The 19,615-nt window shown below is 38.0% G+C and carries 17 protein-coding genes; 15 read left to right on the plus strand and 2 right to left on the minus strand.

The genetic code is table 11. The features are described 5' to 3' along the window. Positions 1 to 31: 31 nt before the first annotated feature. Positions 32 to 2,533, plus strand: a complete 2,502-nt coding sequence (locus MTN96_RS04115) for a prolyl oligopeptidase family serine peptidase (protein ID WP_248530796.1) — start codon at positions 32 to 34, stop codon at positions 2,531 to 2,533. Positions 2,534 to 2,571: 38 nt separating this feature from the next. On the opposite strand, the gene rrtA is transcribed toward MTN96_RS04115, so the two are convergent. Continuing rightward, entirely contained in the window at positions 2,572 to 3,165 is a 594-nt protein-coding gene (gene rrtA / locus MTN96_RS04120) for a rhombosortase (RefSeq protein WP_248530797.1), read from the minus strand. A gap of 97 nt (positions 3,166 to 3,262) precedes the next feature. On the opposite strand from rrtA, the gene ggt reads away from it, so the two are divergent. The 3 genes from ggt (at position 3,263) to MTN96_RS04135 (ending at position 7,929) form a co-directional block, all read left to right on the plus strand. Next, positions 3,263 to 5,041 (plus strand): gamma-glutamyltransferase, encoded by a 1,779-nt coding sequence (gene ggt / locus MTN96_RS04125; protein ID WP_069439457.1) that lies wholly within the window; start codon positions 3,263 to 3,265, stop codon positions 5,039 to 5,041. Positions 5,042 to 5,411: 370 nt separating this feature from the next. Then, positions 5,412 to 7,106, plus strand: coding sequence for an NAD-dependent malic enzyme (locus MTN96_RS04130; RefSeq protein ID WP_036982701.1), 1,695 nt, complete (start codon positions 5,412 to 5,414; stop codon positions 7,104 to 7,106). Between the two features lie 112 nt (positions 7,107 to 7,218). Continuing rightward, positions 7,219 to 7,929: an SIMPL domain-containing protein gene (locus MTN96_RS04135; protein WP_248530798.1), complete on the plus strand. Its 711-nt coding sequence runs from the start codon at positions 7,219 to 7,221 to the stop codon at positions 7,927 to 7,929. 86 nt (positions 7,930 to 8,015) lie between these two features. On the opposite strand, the gene MTN96_RS04140 is transcribed toward MTN96_RS04135, so the two are convergent. Further along, positions 8,016 to 9,377 (minus strand): DUF2254 domain-containing protein, encoded by a 1,362-nt coding sequence (locus tag MTN96_RS04140; RefSeq protein ID WP_248530799.1) that lies wholly within the window; start codon positions 9,375 to 9,377, stop codon positions 8,016 to 8,018. A 120-nt stretch (positions 9,378 to 9,497) separates the two neighbouring features. Here MTN96_RS04140 and MTN96_RS04145 point away from each other — a divergent pair, with 120 nt between their 5' ends. The 11 genes from MTN96_RS04145 (at position 9,498) to MTN96_RS04195 (ending at position 19,597) form a co-directional block, all read left to right on the plus strand. Continuing rightward, positions 9,498 to 9,866, plus strand: coding sequence for an MAPEG family protein (locus tag MTN96_RS04145; protein WP_138626592.1), 369 nt, complete (start codon positions 9,498 to 9,500; stop codon positions 9,864 to 9,866). Between the two features lie 6 nt (positions 9,867 to 9,872). Further along, the gene (locus MTN96_RS04150) at positions 9,873 to 10,772 is read left to right on the plus strand and encodes an ABC transporter substrate-binding protein (RefSeq protein WP_248530800.1); all 900 of its coding nucleotides are present in this window, start codon (positions 9,873 to 9,875) and stop codon (positions 10,770 to 10,772) included. A 6-nt stretch (positions 10,773 to 10,778) separates the two neighbouring features. Further along, positions 10,779 to 11,411, plus strand: a complete 633-nt coding sequence (locus MTN96_RS04155; protein ID WP_248530801.1) for a sulfotransferase — start codon at positions 10,779 to 10,781, stop codon at positions 11,409 to 11,411. A 74-nt stretch (positions 11,412 to 11,485) separates the two neighbouring features. After that, entirely contained in the window at positions 11,486 to 12,058 is a 573-nt protein-coding gene (locus MTN96_RS04160; RefSeq protein WP_013464932.1) for a tRNA-(ms[2]io[6]A)-hydroxylase, read from the plus strand. Positions 12,059 to 12,250: 192 nt separating this feature from the next. After that, the gene (locus MTN96_RS04165; protein WP_248530802.1) at positions 12,251 to 13,219 is read left to right on the plus strand and encodes an ATP-dependent 6-phosphofructokinase; all 969 of its coding nucleotides are present in this window, start codon (positions 12,251 to 12,253) and stop codon (positions 13,217 to 13,219) included. Positions 13,220 to 13,497: 278 nt separating this feature from the next. Continuing rightward, complete coding sequence (locus tag MTN96_RS04170; RefSeq protein ID WP_248530803.1) at positions 13,498 to 13,668, plus strand: DUF1090 family protein; 171 nt, start codon at positions 13,498 to 13,500, stop codon at positions 13,666 to 13,668. Between the two features lie 352 nt (positions 13,669 to 14,020). Continuing rightward, complete coding sequence (locus tag MTN96_RS04175; RefSeq protein ID WP_013464929.1) at positions 14,021 to 14,404, plus strand: response regulator; 384 nt, start codon at positions 14,021 to 14,023, stop codon at positions 14,402 to 14,404. Between the two features lie 8 nt (positions 14,405 to 14,412). Then, positions 14,413 to 15,318, plus strand: coding sequence for a MoxR family ATPase (locus MTN96_RS04180; protein WP_138626588.1), 906 nt, complete (start codon positions 14,413 to 14,415; stop codon positions 15,316 to 15,318). 4 nt (positions 15,319 to 15,322) lie between these two features. Beyond that, a complete protein-coding gene (locus tag MTN96_RS04185) occupies positions 15,323 to 16,312 on the plus strand; it encodes a DUF58 domain-containing protein (RefSeq protein ID WP_374274721.1) in 990 nt (329 codons plus the stop codon). After that, positions 16,305 to 18,278, plus strand: coding sequence for a DUF3488 and transglutaminase-like domain-containing protein (locus MTN96_RS04190; RefSeq protein ID WP_248530804.1), 1,974 nt, complete (start codon positions 16,305 to 16,307; stop codon positions 18,276 to 18,278). Before MTN96_RS04185 ends, MTN96_RS04190 begins: the two co-directional genes overlap by 8 nt. Continuing rightward, complete coding sequence (locus MTN96_RS04195; protein WP_069439466.1) at positions 18,275 to 19,597, plus strand: Na+/H+ antiporter family protein; 1,323 nt, start codon at positions 18,275 to 18,277, stop codon at positions 19,595 to 19,597. The genes MTN96_RS04190 and MTN96_RS04195 overlap by 4 nt, the downstream gene beginning before the upstream one ends. Positions 19,598 to 19,615 lie beyond the last annotated feature (18 nt).

Raw genomic sequence — 19,615 nt, forward strand, 5'->3', positions numbered from 1 at the left:
CGGTTAATTATAATAACCGTCAAGAAGCACTATGATTTTTAAATTTTCATCTTCTAAAACACTTGTTGCAATGGCTGTTGCGTCAAGTGTTATGTTAGCGGGCTGTACAGCAACCGCCACAACTTCTAATGACTCAGCTATTCAAACAAATACCAAGGTTGCAAGTGTTGTTAACACACCTGCAGACATGGGTGTCTCAAAAATTACGCTTGAACAAGCGATGGCTCACCCTGATTGGATTGGACGTCAACCGCAAGGTGCATTTTGGAGTGCTGACTCAAGTACTGTTATTTACGCGCGAAAACAACAAGGTAGTGAGCTAAGAGATTTATTCACTCAAGCTGTAAACGCTCAAACAGCAGAGCAAGTGGCTTTAAATCAGCTTCACAGCGTAGGCTCAAGCAAAGCTGTTTTTTCTAACGATAAATCACTTCAAGCTTATGTGTTTGAAGGCAACATATTTATTAAAAACGTACAGTCAGGCGTAATTAAGCAAATTACGCAAAGCTCAGCCACCGAGTCAAAACCACAATTTTTAAACGATGGTAACTTAGCGTATCGCCAAGGTAATATCTTTTTTAAAGTAGATTTAACCACAGGTTTAACCCGTGAAATTGCTAATTTAAAACTGGCTGACAAACCACAAGGCGTAAAAGAGCCAACAACTTATATTGCCAAAGAACAACATAAGCTGATTGATTACATTGCACTGCAGCATAAAAACAAACAAGACAAGTATGCGCGAAATGAGCAAGTCAAAACTCAAAATAGCTCAATTGCCAACACGCATTACTATTTAGGCGATGGCAACACGGTTGATGAAGCCCAGCTTTCTCCAAATGGCGACGCGTTAATTGTGGTTGTTCAAGAAAAAAGTTCATGGCGTGGTGAAGGCGACATTATGCCTAACTACATCACTGATGATGCGACTATAGAGCCTAAGAAAGTTCGCCGTCGTGTGGCTGACGCTAAAGAGCAAACTTCTGAAATTATTTATATTAACCTTGCAGATCAAAGCCAAACTACTTTAGGGTTTAATACCCTGCCTGGTTTTGATGAAGATGTACTCGCTGAGATTAAAAAAGAAAACTATGCCCGCGATGGCAAAACGTATAAGTCTAAGAAACAACCGCGTGGCATTAATGTAATTTCAGACTGGGGATGGGATCAATCGCCTATCAGCTGGAACGATGATGGCAGCCAAGTGGCGATTATGCTTGAAGCATGGGATAACAAAGATCGTTGGTTGGCCACCGTTGATTTTGAAAATAACAAACTCGTATCTCAACACCGTTTACATGACGATGCGTGGATTGCGTATGCGTTTAACGACTTTGGTTGGTTAAATGACTCAACCACGCTTTATTATTTATCGGAAGAGTCGGGGTACAGTCAGCTTTATAAAAAACCTTTAAATGGCAAAGCTATAGCTTTAACACAAGGTCAGTTTGAAGTGTCTGACTTAACCCTTACTGATGACAATAGTGCTATTTACTATAAAGCGAATATTGAGCATCCGGGTCTTTACGAAATATACCGCGTTAATCCACAAACAGGTGTTAGTGAGCAAGTAACCGACTTAAACGGTATGACGGATTACACCTTAAGCCCTGATCAATCTAAGTTATTACTTAGACATTCTAAAATCACTATGCCGACTGAACTTTATGTGGCAGAGGCTAAAGCAAACACAACCGCGACTCGTTTAACCAATACGGTATCTGATGCGTTTTTAGCTAAAAAACTCACAGCGCCTAAAATTGTTGCTGTGCCATCAAGTCATACAGATCAGCCCATATACGCCAAAGTCTATTACCCCGCTGATTACCAAGAGGGTGAAACAGGCAAAACCCGCAAAGCGGTTATTTTTAACCACGGTGCAGGGTACTTGCAAAATTCACACATGGGGTGGTCTGGCTACTTCCGTGAATTTATGTTCCATTCATTACTAGCAGATGAAGGTTATGTAGTAATGGATATGGATTACCGCGCATCTAAAGGCTATGGTCGTGATTGGCGAACGGCTATTTATCGCCAAATGGGAACACCTGAAACACAAGATCTAGCCGATGGCGTAAAATGGATGGCGGATAATGCCAATGTTAATACCCAAGCGGTAGGGACTTACGGTGGCTCTTATGGTGGGTTTATGACTTTTATGGCGTTATTTACCGCGCCAGACTTGTTTCAATCAGGCGCAGCGCTTCGTCCAGTGACTGATTGGGCTCATTACAACACAGGTTATACGGCTAACATTTTGAATCACCCTGATGTTGACCCGATTGCCTATGAGCGTAGTTCACCTATTTATTATGCAGAAGGGCTTAAAAAGCATTTATTAATAAATGCGCCTATGGTTGATGATAATGTGTTCTTTCAAGATTCAGTGCGTTTAGTACAGCGTTTAATAGAACTTAAAAAAGAAAACTTTGAAACAGCAATCTTCCCAGTAGAACCGCATGGTTTTGTTCAGCCTTCGAGCTGGTTAGATGAATACCGTCGAATTTATAAACTGTTTAAAGAAACGCTTTAATCGACTAAAAATAAAAACGCCACTTATGTGGCGTTTTTTTAGCTGTGTTTATTATCGTTTTTGATGTGTTTTACAACCAGCGGCACAGCTAATAAAACCCCACCAATTGCGCCAATTAAATGCGCATCAACGGCCACCGTTGATTGAATAAGTTGACCAATTTCTGCGCTTGGACCATTAACTTGCTCAAGAATAAGCTTTATCCATACGCCAATAAACAAGATATAACCTGATTTTAGCCCAACGGTGACATCTTTTATGGCCCCCCACACGATCACGCCATGCAATAGCGCACTCAGCCCTGTATAAATAATGATTGTTGGACAAAACCAATAAACACCCAAGCCACACCAAAGCGCAAGGAGTGCAACATTAAAGCTGTAATGCTTAGGCGTTGTGTATTCGCCATGAAGCAACCAAATAAGTGCTATACCGGCACAATTTAAACCTAAATGTGCCCAGTTAGCATGCACAAATTGGCTGGTAAATAAACGCCACAGTTGGCCTTGTTCAATTAATGGGCGATTAAACTCAAGCCCATTGTTCATACCAAGCCATGCTAAGAGCGTACTTAATACAATTAAACACAAGGGGGGTAAAACATAACGCGGCTGAAGGGGTAAATTAAGCATTTAATGATCATTTTTTTATATTTATTTTTGCATATTGTGCCTGTTTAACTTTAAGATGCCAATTATCTTCCATGCAATTTAAGTTTAATCAGTAATTATGAATTTTAAGCTCAACTCTTTATTTGCTCTCTCTTTAAGTGCACTGTCTTTCCCTTTATTTGCACAGCAAGCAAGCCAAATTGAAACCCGTGAACCAGAAGCCGCCACAGGGGTAGTACAAAAGCAATTAGTACCTGGCGATAAATACATGGTTGCGGCTGCAAATCCTTATGCCTCACAAGCGGGAAAGGCCATTTTAGCCCAAGGCGGAAGCGCCGTTGATGCCGCAATTGCCACCCAATTAGTGCTTACATTAGTTGAGCCGCAGTCATCAGGCATTGGTGGTGGTACGTTTATGATGTATTACAACAAAGCTAACAATAAACTCACTAGTTTTGATGGTCGCGAAACAGCCCCCAGTAATGCCGATGAAAACCTGTTTTTAAATGAACATGGCAAAGCTGTTAAATGGATTGAGGCAGTTGTAGGTGGTCGCTCTGTGGGTGTGCCAGGTATTTTACATGCGTTTGCCAGTGCCCATAAACAATATGGTAATTTGCCATGGGCAACGTTATTTAAGCCAGCTATTGCACTAGCTGAACAAGGGTTTGAAGTATCTCCACGATTACATGGCTTACTCGTTAGGCAGTTAAACCCGGGTGTTATGAGTATGCCGGTGATCAATGAGTATTTTTTCCCCAATGGTGAAGTGATCAAAGTAGGCAGTATTAAAAAAAACCAGCCGCTTGCTAATTTATACAAAGACATTGCCTCACAAGGGATTGATGCTTTTTATAAAGGTGATAATGCAAAAGCCATGGTAAGTGCAGTGCAGAAATCAAAAATTGCCCCGGGTAAATTATCTGTACAAGATCTTGCTAACTACACCAGCAAAGAGCGCGCCCCTGTATGTATTAAATACCGCGTTTACAAAGTGTGCTCAATGGCACCACCTAGTAGTGGTGGTGTAGCGGTGCTACAAATTTTAGGCTTGCTTGAACATAAAGATATGGCCAATATTAAAGCTAATAGCGCAGAGGCTATTCATTACTTTAGCCAAGCATCGCGCATTGCGTTTGCCGATCGAAATAAATACCTTGGCGATCCTGATTTTACCCAAGTCCCTACCGAGGAGTTATTAAACAAAGATTACATCGCTACCCGCGCAAAGTTAATTAGCGAAGAAGATAAAAAAGCATTTCCTGGTGATCCAGTTGATTACTTAAGCTACGCAAATGATGACTCTTTTGAACTTCCGTCTACGTCACATGTCTCGATTGTTGATAGCAAAGGCAATGCTGTTTCGATGACCAGCTCTATAGAAATGGCGTTTGGTTCGACGGTCATGGTTAATGGCTTCATTTTAAACAATCAGCTGACTGATTTTTCACTCTCGCCGCGTAAAAATGGCAAGTTAGTGGCTAACAGAGTAGAAGCCCATAAACGTCCGCGCAGCTCAATGTCACCCGTAATGGTATTTAATCAAGATGGGAGCTTACGTTTAGTGGTCGGCTCTCCTGGTGGTAGTCGCATTATTGATTATGTAGCGCAAGTTGTTATTGGCGTTTTAGATTGGAATTTAAACGCGCAACAAGCCATTAATTTACCGCGAACCACTAATCGCAACGACTACACCAGCGTAGAAAAAGGCACTGCACTTGAAGCTGTGGTACCAAAGCTTAAAAAGCGCGGCCATGATGTGCGCGTGATTGACTTAAACTCTGGGCTGCATGCGGTAGAAGTTAAAAATAACCGTTTGTATGGCGCCGCCGATCCTCGCAGGGAAGGGATGGCATTATCGGATTTAAGTAATAATAAAGCCTCATTTAAATTCTAAAACATGTATAATCAACAGCAGGTTTGCAGCTAATGTATTACCTGCTGTTATTTATGTAATAGCTTAATAGTTAATGATTATTTGATTGAAAATAGTATGTTAACTAATGTAAAAAATTAGCAAATATAAAAAATAACTGACACTGTTGTAACCATTGCACACAGCAAACGCTGGTCCAATGCCCGTTTTTAATTTTTATAAATTCACAACAGCCTGCTAACATATTCACCAAATATGAGTGACTTTATACTAAAGTAGCGCTTGTATTTGTAAATTTTCAATGGTCTGACAAGCTTAAATGTCATTGCAATTTAGCCTTTAACAATGATAATGGCAGATCATTACTTAAGATTCAGTAAAGCTTGGAAATATGACTACAAATACCGATCCAAATTATCTTTATATTCCTTATTCTGGCCCAGGCCTAATTGAAACCCCGCTATTGAATAAAGGAAGTGCTTTTAGCCAAAAAGAACGTGAAAACTTTAATCTTGCTGGTTTACTTCCTCCTCGTTACGAAACAATAGAAGAGCAAGTTGAGCGTTGTTACCAACAATACTCAAGTTTTAACGACAACTTAAATAAGCACATTTATTTACGCGCCATTCAAGATAATAACGAAACGCTTTTTTACCGTTTAGTGCGCGATCATATCGAAGAAATGATGCCTATTATCTACACCCCAACAGTAGGTGATGCCTGTGAAAAGTTTTCTGATATTTATCGCAGTGCCCGTGGTTTATTTATTTCGTATGAAGATCGCTTTCACATTGACGATATTTTACGTAATGCCACAAAAGGCAAAGTAAAAGTGATTGTTGTTACCGACGGTGAGCGTATTTTAGGTCTTGGCGACCAAGGTATTGGCGGTATGGGCATTCCAATTGGTAAACTTTCTTTGTATACCGCGTGTGGCGGTATTAGCCCAGCTTATACGTTACCGGTTATGCTCGATGTGGGAACCAATAACGAAAAATTATTAAACGACCCAATGTACATGGGTGCTCGCCATAAACGTATTACACAAGATGAATACGATGAGTTTTTAGACTTATTCATTAAAGCAGTAAAACGTCGCTGGCCAAATGTGTTATTGCAGTTTGAAGATTTTGCTCAGCCTAATGCAATGCCATTATTAAAGCGTTACCGCAACGAAATTTGTAGTTTTAATGATGATATTCAAGGAACTGCATCGGTCACTGTGGGCTCTTTATTAGCAGCATGTCGTGTTAAAGGTGCTAAATTATCAACTCAAAAAGTTGTTTTTGTAGGCGCAGGCTCTGCAGGCTGTGGTATTGCTGAACAAATCGTTAGCACTATGGTTGCTGAGGGTATTAGTGAAGCACAGGCACGTAGCCAAGTCTTTATGGTTGACCGTTTTGGCTTATTAACAGATGGTATGCAAGGCTTACGTGACTTTCAACAAATGCTTGCACAACCAACTAGCTGCTTAGCTGATTGGATCTACAGCGGTGAATACGCGTCGTTATTAGATGTAATGCATTGTGCTGAACCAGATATTTTAATTGGTGTATCAGGCCAACCTGGCTTATTTACCGAACAAGTCATTCGCGCTATGCATGCTAAATGTGAATCGCCAATTATTTTCCCGTTAAGTAATCCATCTAAGCAAGTTGAAGCGTATCCAGAAGATGTAATTAAATGGACCGATGGCAAAGCAATTGTTGCAACTGGCAGCCCATTCGACCCAGTTGTTTATAACGGTGTGACTTACCCAATTCCACAATGTAATAATAGTTACATATTCCCAGGTATTGGCTTAGGTGTTATTGCCGCCAAAGCAACCCGCATTACCGATGCGATGCTAATAATGTCGAGCGAAATGTTAGCTGAGTCGTCACCTTTAGCTAATACAGGTAAAGGCAGCTTACTACCGGCACTGACTGAAATTGAAACGCTTAGTAAACGTATTGCGTTTGCAGTGGCTAAAAAAGCAATTGAAGAGGGCGTAGCCCTTGAAATTTCAGACGATGCGCTGTGGGCAGCCATCGACAAAAACTACTGGTTACCAAAATACCGTAACTACAAGCGTTGCAGCATTTAATTACAGTAGAGATTAAAAAAAACAGGCTTTTGCCTGTTTTTTTATGCTTGTTCATCTTTAATTAACCGCATAAGGTGTTAACTGAGGCAATCAAATTTAAAAGGATAGACTTATGAAAACGCTTTCGATTTTAATCGCCGCATTACTTAGTACATCAGCTTATGCAAGCAACGCCCCAGAAGAGCCGCATATTTATGTTAAAGGTGAAGCTTCAGTAACGACGATGCCGGATCATGTTTTATTAACGGTGGGCATTACTGAAATAGATAAAGACTTAATTGCAGCAAAAAAACAAACCGATACCACTATGGCCAGTGCAATAAGTTTAGTAAAAAAACTAGGGGTAGATGATGCGGATATTAATGCCGGTCAAATTTCTATATACCGTGATAACCAATATAATCGTGAAACAGGTAAACAAGAGTTTACTGGCTTTAAAGTATCAAGAACGCTCACCATTAAACTCTCTGCAATTAATAAATACCCTGAATTACTTCAGAGCTTAGTTAATAATGGCATTAATGAAATTAGACAAACACAATTTTTAGCTAGCAACTACGATGAGCTGCATAAAAAAGCACAAAAAATGGCAATTAAACAAGCCAAAGTCGCGGCAAAAGAGCTAAGTGACGACTTTGATGTAGAGTTAAAAGGCTTATATAGCGCGTCGTTAACCCCGCTTGATATGCCATCTACACCGTACATGCGAAGTGAAAAAGTAATGATGGCAGACAGTGCACCTGGTAATTATGTCCCAGATGCCTATCATGCGGGTGAAATTACTATTAGCGCGTCAAGCTATGCAATTTATTATATAAATTAGGGTTTGATGATCTTTCAATGCCAAATAGGCGCTGCCGAGGAGCGATAACTCTTTGCCCCTCGCCAGAATAAATAGCTCTACAGAGCCTACTCGCTAATAGGTTGGTGCTGCTCAAAACGTGCCACCAACTGCTTACCTTGTAACTCACTAATTCGCACTATTGCTTGTAGCATATTTCTAATTTCTCGCCGGTCATACTCATTACAAATGTGCTGATTAATATCATCAACAATGGCACCTAAATAATTAAACACACTGTTTCGAGCTTCAACATCCTCGTTGGCAATAAACAAAATATTTTTAAATGCTTCAATAACATTGGTCATTACATAGGCATCTGCTTTGGCATAATTACGCAAAGGAGTGAAGTTATCGTGCAGTAATTCATCAAAACTGGTTTCATGGAAATAGAGCAAAGGGGCTTCTTCTGGTTGATAATACGCGTAGTTAATCGCATTAATCTTTAGGCGAGCAATCAATAAAATACTCAGCATATCAATAGCTTTAACCGCTGTGCCCGGATCGTTAATCCCAGGGCTCATTGCTTTTACCGCAATTTCAGAAATTTGGGTTAATCCATAACGGTAATGATCGCTAATGTATTCTTCTATATAAAAAATAAAGCAGTCTAAGATTTTCTCTATTAACTCTTCGTTTTCACAAATGTCTTTATTACACTTTAAGAAAGGGTAGCCTTTAACGGTAAAGTAACCTTGCTTAACAGTAATAAAAAGTTCTATTTTTTCTTCAGCCAAAATAGCACACAGCTTATTTGTGTGAACCCCTTTGTAGTAACCCTCAGTAGTACTTTTTATTGAATGCCAATTTGAAAATTCAGGAAAGTTATCAACGGGGTTATCGCCTTGTTTGTTGATGATGTCTTGGATCTCTTGTTTGGTTTGTCTAAATAAACCATTTAATACGTTATCAACCTGAATTGCTTTTGAAATAGAGTGAATAAAAAAAACGAACAAGCCCAAAGAAATCAAACCAAAAATTAACGCAAAGAGTACCCCTAATGAGGGTATTGCCGTATTTCCGTTATCTAACTTATTAATATTAATGAGCATTATAATAGAATAAATAATACTGCCTAAATAAAACCCTAATACCATTTGATGCGATTTACGAGTAATAAGCCCAGGAACGACTCTGGGTGACAAGCTAGCGCTGGCCGCATTTAAAACCACCATCACCATAGAAAAACTAAATACAGTTAACGAAATAATACTACCAGCTAAGGTGCTTAATATGGTTCGTGCGTTTTCTGCACTGTCTACTAATACAAATGAGATTAATGATTTAAATTGCTCTATAGGGGCTAAATACTCAACAGACATAGTGAGTACAGCAAAAATTAAAAACGCAACAGACAGGAGCGAGGGATAAAAGCCAATACTGTTTATTATTTCACGATAGTGATTGATGATTTTTGTTCTTAAATACATATTATCCTTACTTATTACTATTCCAATGTATAAATTACTCTAGCATAGTTCATGATAAAACTACTGATTTACCGCTTAACTTATGTGTTATTATTGTTGAAAAATTAAATGGACTATACTGTGATCATATCTAGCTATGCGGCCTTATTGGCCCTTTATTATATTTATTTGAGTGTTAATGTTATAAAAATACGTAAAGCCGAAGGGATTTCGTTAGGTAATGGCAGTAATACCGCGCTTGAACGTGCAACCCGAGCGCATGGTAATTTTATTGAGTACGTGCCCATTAGCTTAATTTTAGTTTTTTTATTGGAGTATCAAGGGTTAGCTAGTCATTATGTACATGCACTAGGCGGTTTATTATTTATCAGCCGTGTTGTTCATGGTTCTGCCATTATTAACAATAATTTAAAGGCACGTGGATTGAGCATGATGTTCACCTTTGCTATTGTGATAGTAAGCGCGGTGTTATTACTTTTAAGTAGATAAACGATTATGCGGTTAGCTATTTTTTTTACATGTTTATATTTTTTCAGTTCACTGACATCATTTGCATGGGCAATAGAAAATAATAGCAAAAACACCGTTTCTAGTTTGCATGTTGTATACCCCAAAACAATGCGCAGTGGTGAAGATGAAATATTATACCCGTTAGTACTATTAAGAACAGCTCTGCAATTCAGCGGAGAAAATTTTACATTACAACCCTCAAGTATTTCGATGCCACAGAGCCGCGCGTTAAAGCAAATTCTTCATAATGATGAAATAAACGTAGCTTGGACCATGACCTCTAAACAGCGTGAGCAACAATTACTACCCGTTAGAGTGCCTATATTTAAGGGGTTATATGGGTGGCGTGTTTTGGTAACTACACAGGATAAAGTGAATACCTTATTAAACATCAATACCCTGAGCGACTTTAAAAGCATACATTTTATTCAAGGGCATGATTGGCCTGACACACAAATACTGCAGGATAACGGCTTAACTGTATCGACATCAATCGAATATAGTTCGTTATTTAATATGTTGATAAAAGGCCGAGGTGATGTATTTCCTCGTTCTGTGTTAGAGGTTGAAACTGAGCTCAATACCTTTAAAGATGAAGCCGGTGCTAACCTCACGATAGTGCCACACTTATTGTTGCAATATCCAAGTGCAATCTACTTCTTTTTTAGTAAAGAAAAGCCCGAAATAGCGCAAGCGGTTGAGAAAGGCTTAGCTATTATGCGTAAAAACGGTGAGTTTGATCGTTTGTTTAAGGCTTATCATCGCAGTGCGATTGAGCATACAGATATAAAAAATAAAAACATCATTAAATTAAAAAACAATCAATTACCCGCATTAACACCCCTTAATGATGCATCACTTTGGTTTTCAGGAAAAGACATTTAAAACGCCATGACACAAAAAATATTTATTATTGGTTTACCACGTACTGGGACGACTAGCGTATGTAATGCATTTTTAGATTTTGGTATACCTACTGCCCATACTGCTTACACTAACGCTTGTTTTGAAAATGCGGTGGCTATCGCAGACACACCTGTATTTAACGATTATCAAACATTAGATAAATATTACCCAGGTTCTAAATTTGTATATTTAAAGCGAGAACTTAGCGCGTGGTTGCCATCAATCAAACAGCTTTTACTGCGTATGCATACTAATTTAACGCGTGCTGATGGGGGCTTTAATATTCATTTAAAGCGCTGTTATTTAAATACGTTTAATGATTTTTCACTCGAAAACATTAATCAGGATGAATATTTAACTAATTGTTATAACACTCATTTTAATAGTGCTAATGCTTATTTTGCTGACCGGCCTAATGATTTTTTGGCCATTGATATAGCAAATCCCGAGAGCTTTAATAAGCTATGTGAGTTTTTAAATATTACCAGCAGCTTAGCTGGCTTTGAAAAAATGAACATGGGCGGTAAAGTCACTGCATGGAATGATATAAAGAACCCATTAAAAATTGAGTCGACGGCGAAAGGGCGGATTGATAAGTTTTTGCCTTATGAAAACTAAATTTAAATCGCGATCAAAGATTTTTATTTTTAAATACGCTAAAATCCACGCATTATTTTATAAGTTGTATCCCTATGTTTGAATTAAAATACCACACGCCATTTGAATGGACCGAAGTTGTTTTAGCTGACTTCGAAACCTTTTTACAAGACCACGCTGCTGCTGAGAAAAAAGCATCTGGCATGGCTATGTCAATGCTTTCACATTATCCGGATAAGCGTAAATTAGTTAAAGCCATGACTGACTTAGCTCTTGAAGAGTTAATTCATTTTAAACAAGTGCTTAAACTATTAATTGAACGCGATACTAATTTAGGTGATGATAAAAAAGATCCATACATTAAACAAATTCGTGCACACTTTAGGCATGGTCGTGACGGTTTTTTAATGGACAGATTATTAGTAGGTGGGGTAATTGAGGCGAGGGGACATGAACGTTTTTCTTTAGTTGCCGAGGCACTACCTGAAGGAAAAGAAAAAGATTTTTATGTCGCAATTGCTAAATCAGAAGAAAAACATAAAAATTTATTTGTGGAACTCGCCTACGAATACTTTGATAAGCAAGAAGTTGACGAACGCTTAGACGAGTTACTAACAATAGAAGCCGAAATTTGTAAAAATATTCCTTTTACAGCGGCTCTGCATTAAAAATTACGGTATGTTGTTTGATAAAGCAAAAGCAACATACCAATTTTTCAATTTATAACTGCTCCCTTCATACTAATTAAACAATCAAATAAACCCTAAGTAGATCAACTTTACTGCGCTTACTTTACACAGCCTACTCATAAACAGCTATTATGAATTATTAAAGTTTAGCTTATCGAAGGATGTGAACAGATGCAGCCAATTAAACACATTGCCGTATTAACCTCAGGAGGCGATGCGCCTGGGATGAACACCGCATTATTTGCCATAGTAAAAGCCGCTCAACAACACGGAATAAAAGTGTCGGGCGTTCGAAAAGGGTTTGAGGGTTTAATTGATAATGATTTAGTGACACTTGATTGCAAAAACCTACAACAAACCATGCACTTAGGTGGTACTGTGTTAAAAACAGCGCGTAGTGAAAGGTTTAGAGGTGATGCCGGTAGAAATCAAGCACTAGCCACAATTGAACATAATAATATTGACGCTTTAATTGTGATAGGTGGAGATGGTTCATTTAGAGGGTGTTTATGGTTATCACAAATTACTGACATACCGTATATAGGCATTCCAGGCACTATTGATAATGATATTGCGGGTACAGATTACACCTTAGGGTTTGATACCGCAGTAAACACATCAATGCAATGTATTGATAATATTAGAGATACTGCAGAATCACATAATAGGGTGTTTGTTATTGAAGTAATGGGACGTGATTCTGGTTATATTGGCACTTATGCCGGTTTAACCTCTGGCGCCGATTCGATATTAATACCTGAAAGTGATGAAGACATAACTTATTTAGTGAATAAAATTAGCGATTATCACAGTGAGCATGCTTTTATTGTGGTGGTATCTGAAGGTGATGAAATTGGCGTTGAGCATATATGTGAGAAAATAAGTACCTTTAATCCCAGTATAGATTTGCGCGTAACTAAGCTAGGACACTTACAACGCGGCGGTAATCCATCTGCAGCGGATCGTATGTTAGCAATAAGACTAGGCGTACACAGTGTTAAGGCTTTATGTGCTGGAGAAAGCGCTAAAATGGTGGGTATTTTAAATAACAAAGTATCAAATACTCCTATGCAAGATGTTGTAAAACAACATGTTATAAATGAAGAGCTGCAAGGGCTGTTATCTGTATTTTGCCGCTAGCGATGAATTAAATAGGAATAATTAATAACGCGAGATAATAAAAACTATAAAATGACAATTATTAAAGGTATTACAATAAGTTTTTATTTGCCGGTTCAACAGTCGTATTGGCCAAAGATGATTGTGCAGATTTAACGGGATGTGCGAAAAAAGCCTGTGAAGTTAACCACCAGTTATAAACTGCAAAACGCCAAGGTAATTCACATCAAGTTGCAGGTCTTAATAAATCACTCAATAACATAAACGCATAATGTACCCATGATGGATTAAAAGCAGAGTTGCAAAAAATAGATGATACAAATTCAGAAATTGAAGAATATAAAACCGATATTAAAAAAGCTATGCGCCAAGGTAAGCATGACAAAGTTGAAAAGTATCAGCAAAAGCTAAACGACGAAACTAAACAGCTTAAGCAATTAATTGATGAGCTAAATAGTTTGATTAATTAAAATGTCATTACAGCGTTTTTATATTTAATAAAGTAGAGCATATTTATAAATAAATAATGTGCGAATAAAAGGGCTAAAATACCATGTTTATAAGTGACATAATTGCCGAGTTAGTTTGATTAAGTATATTTTAACCCTATTTAACATAATATAAATTATAGGTAGTAATGTGTCTATATATATGCAGCGCTCTATTTTAAAAGCTGCAGCTTGCTATGTCCAATACTAGACGGTATCGGACATTAAGTGTCTTTAAACAACTATTATGGTTATTCATAGTTATCACCTTGAGGTTCCTTAATGCTTAGCTTAATATTAAAGCACAAGCCGTAAAAAACATTGAAGTATTCATATGGAATTTGTACGCCCACTCGAACCAATTTTAATTATTGATGATGTTAAACAGATCCGCGCTGATTTAAGCCAAGTATTAGCCGGTTTAGGTTTTGATGACATTATTGAGTGCGATAATTTTAATTGTGCTAAACCTCTGCTTATTGAAAAATCACCCAACGTTATATTCTTAGATGTTGATTTACCTGATTCTGAAAGCATTGAAATTTTAGAGTCAATTAACAACGAACACCCTCATGCACATGTTGTTATGTGTTCAGGCCACAATAGCTTTGAAACAGTGCAAAATACCTGGGAGCTAGGCGCAAAAGAATTTATAGCTAAGCCCTTTAACGCGCAAAAAGTTGATGCGGTAATGAAACGTTTAGAACTCATAGATTAAAGGAAATTATGCAGCACATTGTTACGACCATAATTGATGACCTATCTACCGTTATATTTGGTAAACAACAACAAATAAAATTAGCGTTAGCCTGTTTATTTAGTGAAGGCCATTTACTAATTGAAGACTTACCCGGCATGGGAAAAACCACTTTGTCGCATGCATTAGCTGCAGTACTGGGGTTATCTTATCAGCGTATACAATTTACCAGCGATTTATTGCCCGCTGATATTATTGGCACCAATATATTTAATAATAATGAACATAGTTTTTCATTTCATAAAGGCCCAATTTTTAGCCAAGTGGTGCTCGCTGATGAAATAAATCGCGCGGGTCCTAAAACACAAAGTGCTTTATTGGAGGCGATGGAAGAACATCAAGTAACAGTAGATGGAGACAAGTACCCGCTCCCTACTCCATTTTTTGTAATTGCGACTCAAAATCCATTATATCAGGCAGGTACATACCCGTTACCAGAATCACAACTAGATCGTTTTTTAATGCGAATTAGTTTAGGGTTTCCACCTAAAGATGCAGAAAAACGGTTACTGTTAAATAATCAAAAACGTGACTATTCGCAGTTACCGCAGCGAATTGAACAACATCAACTTAAGCAAATTCAAGATGCTATATCAAATATCACGCTAAGTTCGCCGGTGGTTGATTATATAATTGAGTTAGTAACTTATACTCGTGAGTCTCAAACATTAACGACTTCGCTTTCCCCAAGAGCCAGTATGGCACTGGCTAAATCGGCCAAAGCGTGGGCCTATATTGAAGGCCGTGATTATGTATTACCCGAAGATGTACAAGCTGTTTTTTCAAGTGTGTGTCAGCATCGATTAGGTTTACATAGTGATGCGGGCGATACACAAATAGCGGCCATTTTACAACATGTTTTAGTGCCCGTTTAGGTAAATGCGTATTTATAAATTTAAGCGCCCTACTTTTATTCACGATATAAAAAGCGCGATTTTAACGGCCTTATTAAAAAATAAGCACAAAAAAAATAGCATCACCTTAAAACATAATACTATTTATGTTTTACCATCCACGCTTGGCGTTTACTTTAGCGTTGTTGCATCATTAAATTTTGTAATGGGGATTAATTATCAAAATAATTTAATTCTGTTTATGGCTTATTTAATGTTTGTGATTATAATTTTTGCATTGTTATTGGGCTACAGTAATGCCAGAGGTTTAACTGTCAGCTTTAAATACGCCATTGACAGTTTTGCGCCTCAGACACCACAGCTAGTTTGGCAAATAGAAGCCGATGATCCTTGTCAATCAGTTACATTAAGTTACCCCAATGATTTTAAAAATGCGTGTTACATTACGCGCGTTAAAAATGAAGCAATAAAATGTCAATTATCATTACCTTATACCAAGCGAGGCTGTTATCAGTTAAAGCCAATAAAAATTGCCAGTAATTACCCCTTTGGTTTAGTCAGTGTGTGGAGTTATATACAACCTAATAAAGTGGTGTATGTTTATCCGTCAATAATTAAAACAACAAATCAAAAACACCCAAACTTAGTTGCAAATAATACCGATGAAGGCACTGAAAAACATAAAGGTGATGACGAATTTGAAAGTTTAATTACTCATTTGCCAGAAATGGGGTTACAGCGAATATCATGGAAGCATTATGCAAAAACACAGCAATTACTTGTAAAACAATTTAGTGATTTTAAATCAGCTGATGCACAATTCGATTTTAACTTAGTCACGGGCGATACCGAACAGCGTTTAGGGCAACTCTGTTTTTTAGTTTGCCAAGCATTTGAAAGTGACATTAATTATTCTTTAAAACTTCCTAATAAATTAATCGCCAGCAATTCAGGCAAGCTGCATCATCAGCGCTGTTTACAAGCGTTAAGCCAAGTCGGTAATGATAATGAATGAGATTAAAAACCATCGCGTTATTAACTTTGCTCTATCGTTTATTTATTTAGGGCTAGTCAGTTTTTTTACAGAGCACTTACCCCTGCCCTTTATTGCAATGCTTAGCGTGTTATGTGGCTGGAATGTTTATTTAACAGTTAAACAAAAGCAGAAACCCAACGCGTGGTTTGCTAATGGATTGGCCGCCATTGCTTTAATTATTATGCTAAGCAGCATAGGCTTTAAAGATACCGTTGTATTGTTTGTAGCCATGCTGTTATTGTCGTGTGTTTTTAAATTATTGCAGGCAAAATCAAAACAGCATTACCAATTGATCATTACCCTTACGTTCTTTTCACTCTCAGCGGTATATTTGTTTAGCCAAACCATTTTTACTACCTTAGTTATAAGCACCTTCTATATTTTAAACTTTGCGGTGCTAGGGTTATTAGAGTCTAGTCATAGCTTAAAACTCTCTTCAAAACAAAGTGCTAAAATTATGCTACTGGCTTTTCCTTTAGCCGTAATACTTTTATTATTTTTACCTAAACTTCCGGCATTTTGGCAACTACCTGGTCCAAAAATGGCACAAACAGGATTATCTGAACAAGTCGATCCGTTTAATATAGCAAAGTTATCAAATTCAGATGAACTAGTATTTAGAGCAAAATTTAATGGTACACCACCCCCTAAGCCCTATTATTGGCGCGCTATTGTACATGATGAATTTGATGGTGCAGCGTGGAAAACATCCTCCTTTTTAAAGCAAGCGTTGATATTACCCGCTAAAAAAAGTACGAGTGAAAATGAGGCTCAGTATACGGTTATAGCTGAGCCTGCTATTTCAGATTGGCTATATGGGCTTGGTTTTTCAAGCAGTGAAACCCCCAATGTTATTGCCAATACTTTAGGTTTATTACGTAAACAACAATATAAATCCAAGGTTTTACAATATGCAGTTAATAGTGAACCGTTATCTAGTACATCGCTTAATAAGTCCCAACAGCGGTTTTATAGCCAATTAACTGTTACTAATAATCAAAAATCTCAGCAGTTAGCGCAACAATTAAAAAATAATAGCGCCAATGCTGATGAATTTTTTAATCAACTTTTAAGCTATTTTTCAAAAAATGAATTTAGCTATACACTTACACCCACCCCCATGCGCGGCGAAAATACGCTCGATCAGTTTATGTTTAATAATAAACGCGGTTTTTGCGGGCATTATGCCAGTGCCGCCGCCTTTATTTTTAGAAGTGCAGGTATTCCTGCGCGTGTTGTCAGTGGCTATTTAGGAGGCGAGCTAAATAAAAACAGTGATTATATGACTATTCGTCAATACGATGCGCATGCTTGGGTTGAAGTATATACCGGTGCCGGTTGGAGAGTATTTGATGCCACAGCGGTTGTCGCACCCGAGCGGTTAAACGGCTCCTTGTCACAAAGCACCACTCTTAATGACGAATTTAAAAATAATATTAACTTTGGACTCGTTAGTTTAAGTAACTATGCCGCCATTAATTGGCTTAGACTTGAATTAGAAAACTTAGATTATCAATGGTCTAGTTGGGTACTTGGGTTTGATAAAGACAAACAACAAGATTTATTTGCTACCTTATTTGGTAATAAGTTTATTTGGCTGGTGCCGCTTGGGGTTATTATTATTTTAATTTTGAGTTTTACGGCTTACTTTATTTATTTAAACAGGCCTAAAGCCTCAATAAAACAACCGCCACTGGTCAATGAGTATTATGAAATTATTCGTTGGGCTAATAAACACGCGATTAGCTATCCTGAAAATGCCACGCCAACCCAAGCTTTAGAATACATTAGCAACCAAGCGCCCCATGCAGAGCAACAAATAACCGCTTTTTGTCAGTTATTTAAGCAAGTGCGCTATGCAAGGCATCCATTTACTAAAGAACGTAAAAATCAGGCTAAATATCTGATAAAATTAATTAAATCTACAAAACAGAGAAATCTATGAACGCAGTAATTATCGGCGTTATTTTAATGCTGGGACTCACTTTAGTCCGTGTAAATGTGATTGTTGCAATGACAATAAGTGCGCTTGTTGCCGGATTAACCGCAGGCATGGGCTTAAAAGAAAGTATTGATGCATTTAATTCAGGATTATCGTCAGGTGCCGAGATTGCTTTAAGTTATGCTATGTTGGGCGCATTTGCCGTCGCAATTTCTAAGTCAGGCCTAACACGTATTTTAGCTGCGAAGTTATTGGCAAAAGTTAACGCACAAACTGGCTCAAGCGAAACCCTGCTAAGCTATTTTATTCTGTTTATTATTTTGATTTGTGCTATTTCTTCACAAAATTTAGTCCCTGTTCATATTGCGTTTATTCCTATTCTAATTCCCCCGTTATTGGTGGTGTTTAACAAATTGCGATTAGACAGACGCGCTATTGCTTGTATTTTAACCTTTGGTTTAGCCACCTCGTATATGGTACTCCCTTATGGGTTTGGTGGAATTTATTTATACTCTATATTACATAAAAACCTAGTGGATAATGGCCTTGAAATAGTCAATACCAGCGTACCTATGGCGATGATTATTCCTGCTATTGGCATGTTCGTGGGGTTGTTAATTGCGCTGTTTATGACTTATAGAAAACGCCGAGAATATACAAATACCGCCCTTACCGTTGAAAGTAAACAAACAGAAATTGATAACCCCAAAAAAGTATTGATGGTTGGTTTATTTGCTGTAGTTGCGTCGTTAATTGCTCAAAATGCCAGTGGCTCTATGATATTAGGCGGCCTAGTTGGCGTGGTTATATTTAGTGTATTTGGTGTGGTTAAGTGGGAAGAAAACGGCGACGTATTTAGTAAAGGCGTGGCAATGATGGCTATGATTGGCTTTATTATGATCTCAGCACAAGGCTTTGCCGCAGTCATGAAAGAAACTGGGCACGTAGCCAGCTTAGTTCACAGTAGCGCCGCTATTTTTGATGGTAATAAGCCGATGGCTGCGGCTGTAATTTTATTAGTCGGCTTATTTATAACGATGGGAATTGGCAGCTCGTTTTCAACGGTACCTATTATTGCCACCTTATTTGTTCCTTTATGTTTAGAGCTAAACTTTTCCGTAATGGCAACCGCTGCACTTGTTGGTACTGCTGGCGCATTAGGTGATGCCGGCTCCCCTGCATCTGATTCCACGTTAGGGCCAACTTCCGGACTCAATGCTGATGGTCAGCACGACCATATTTGGGATTCGGTTGTTCCAACTTTTATTCACTTTAATTTACCGCTATTGGTATTCGGCTGGATAGCCGCCATGGTACTTTAATTTTTAAAAGGTGTGCTT

The sequence above is a fragment of the Pseudoalteromonas sp. 2CM28B genome (assembly GCF_023161935.1).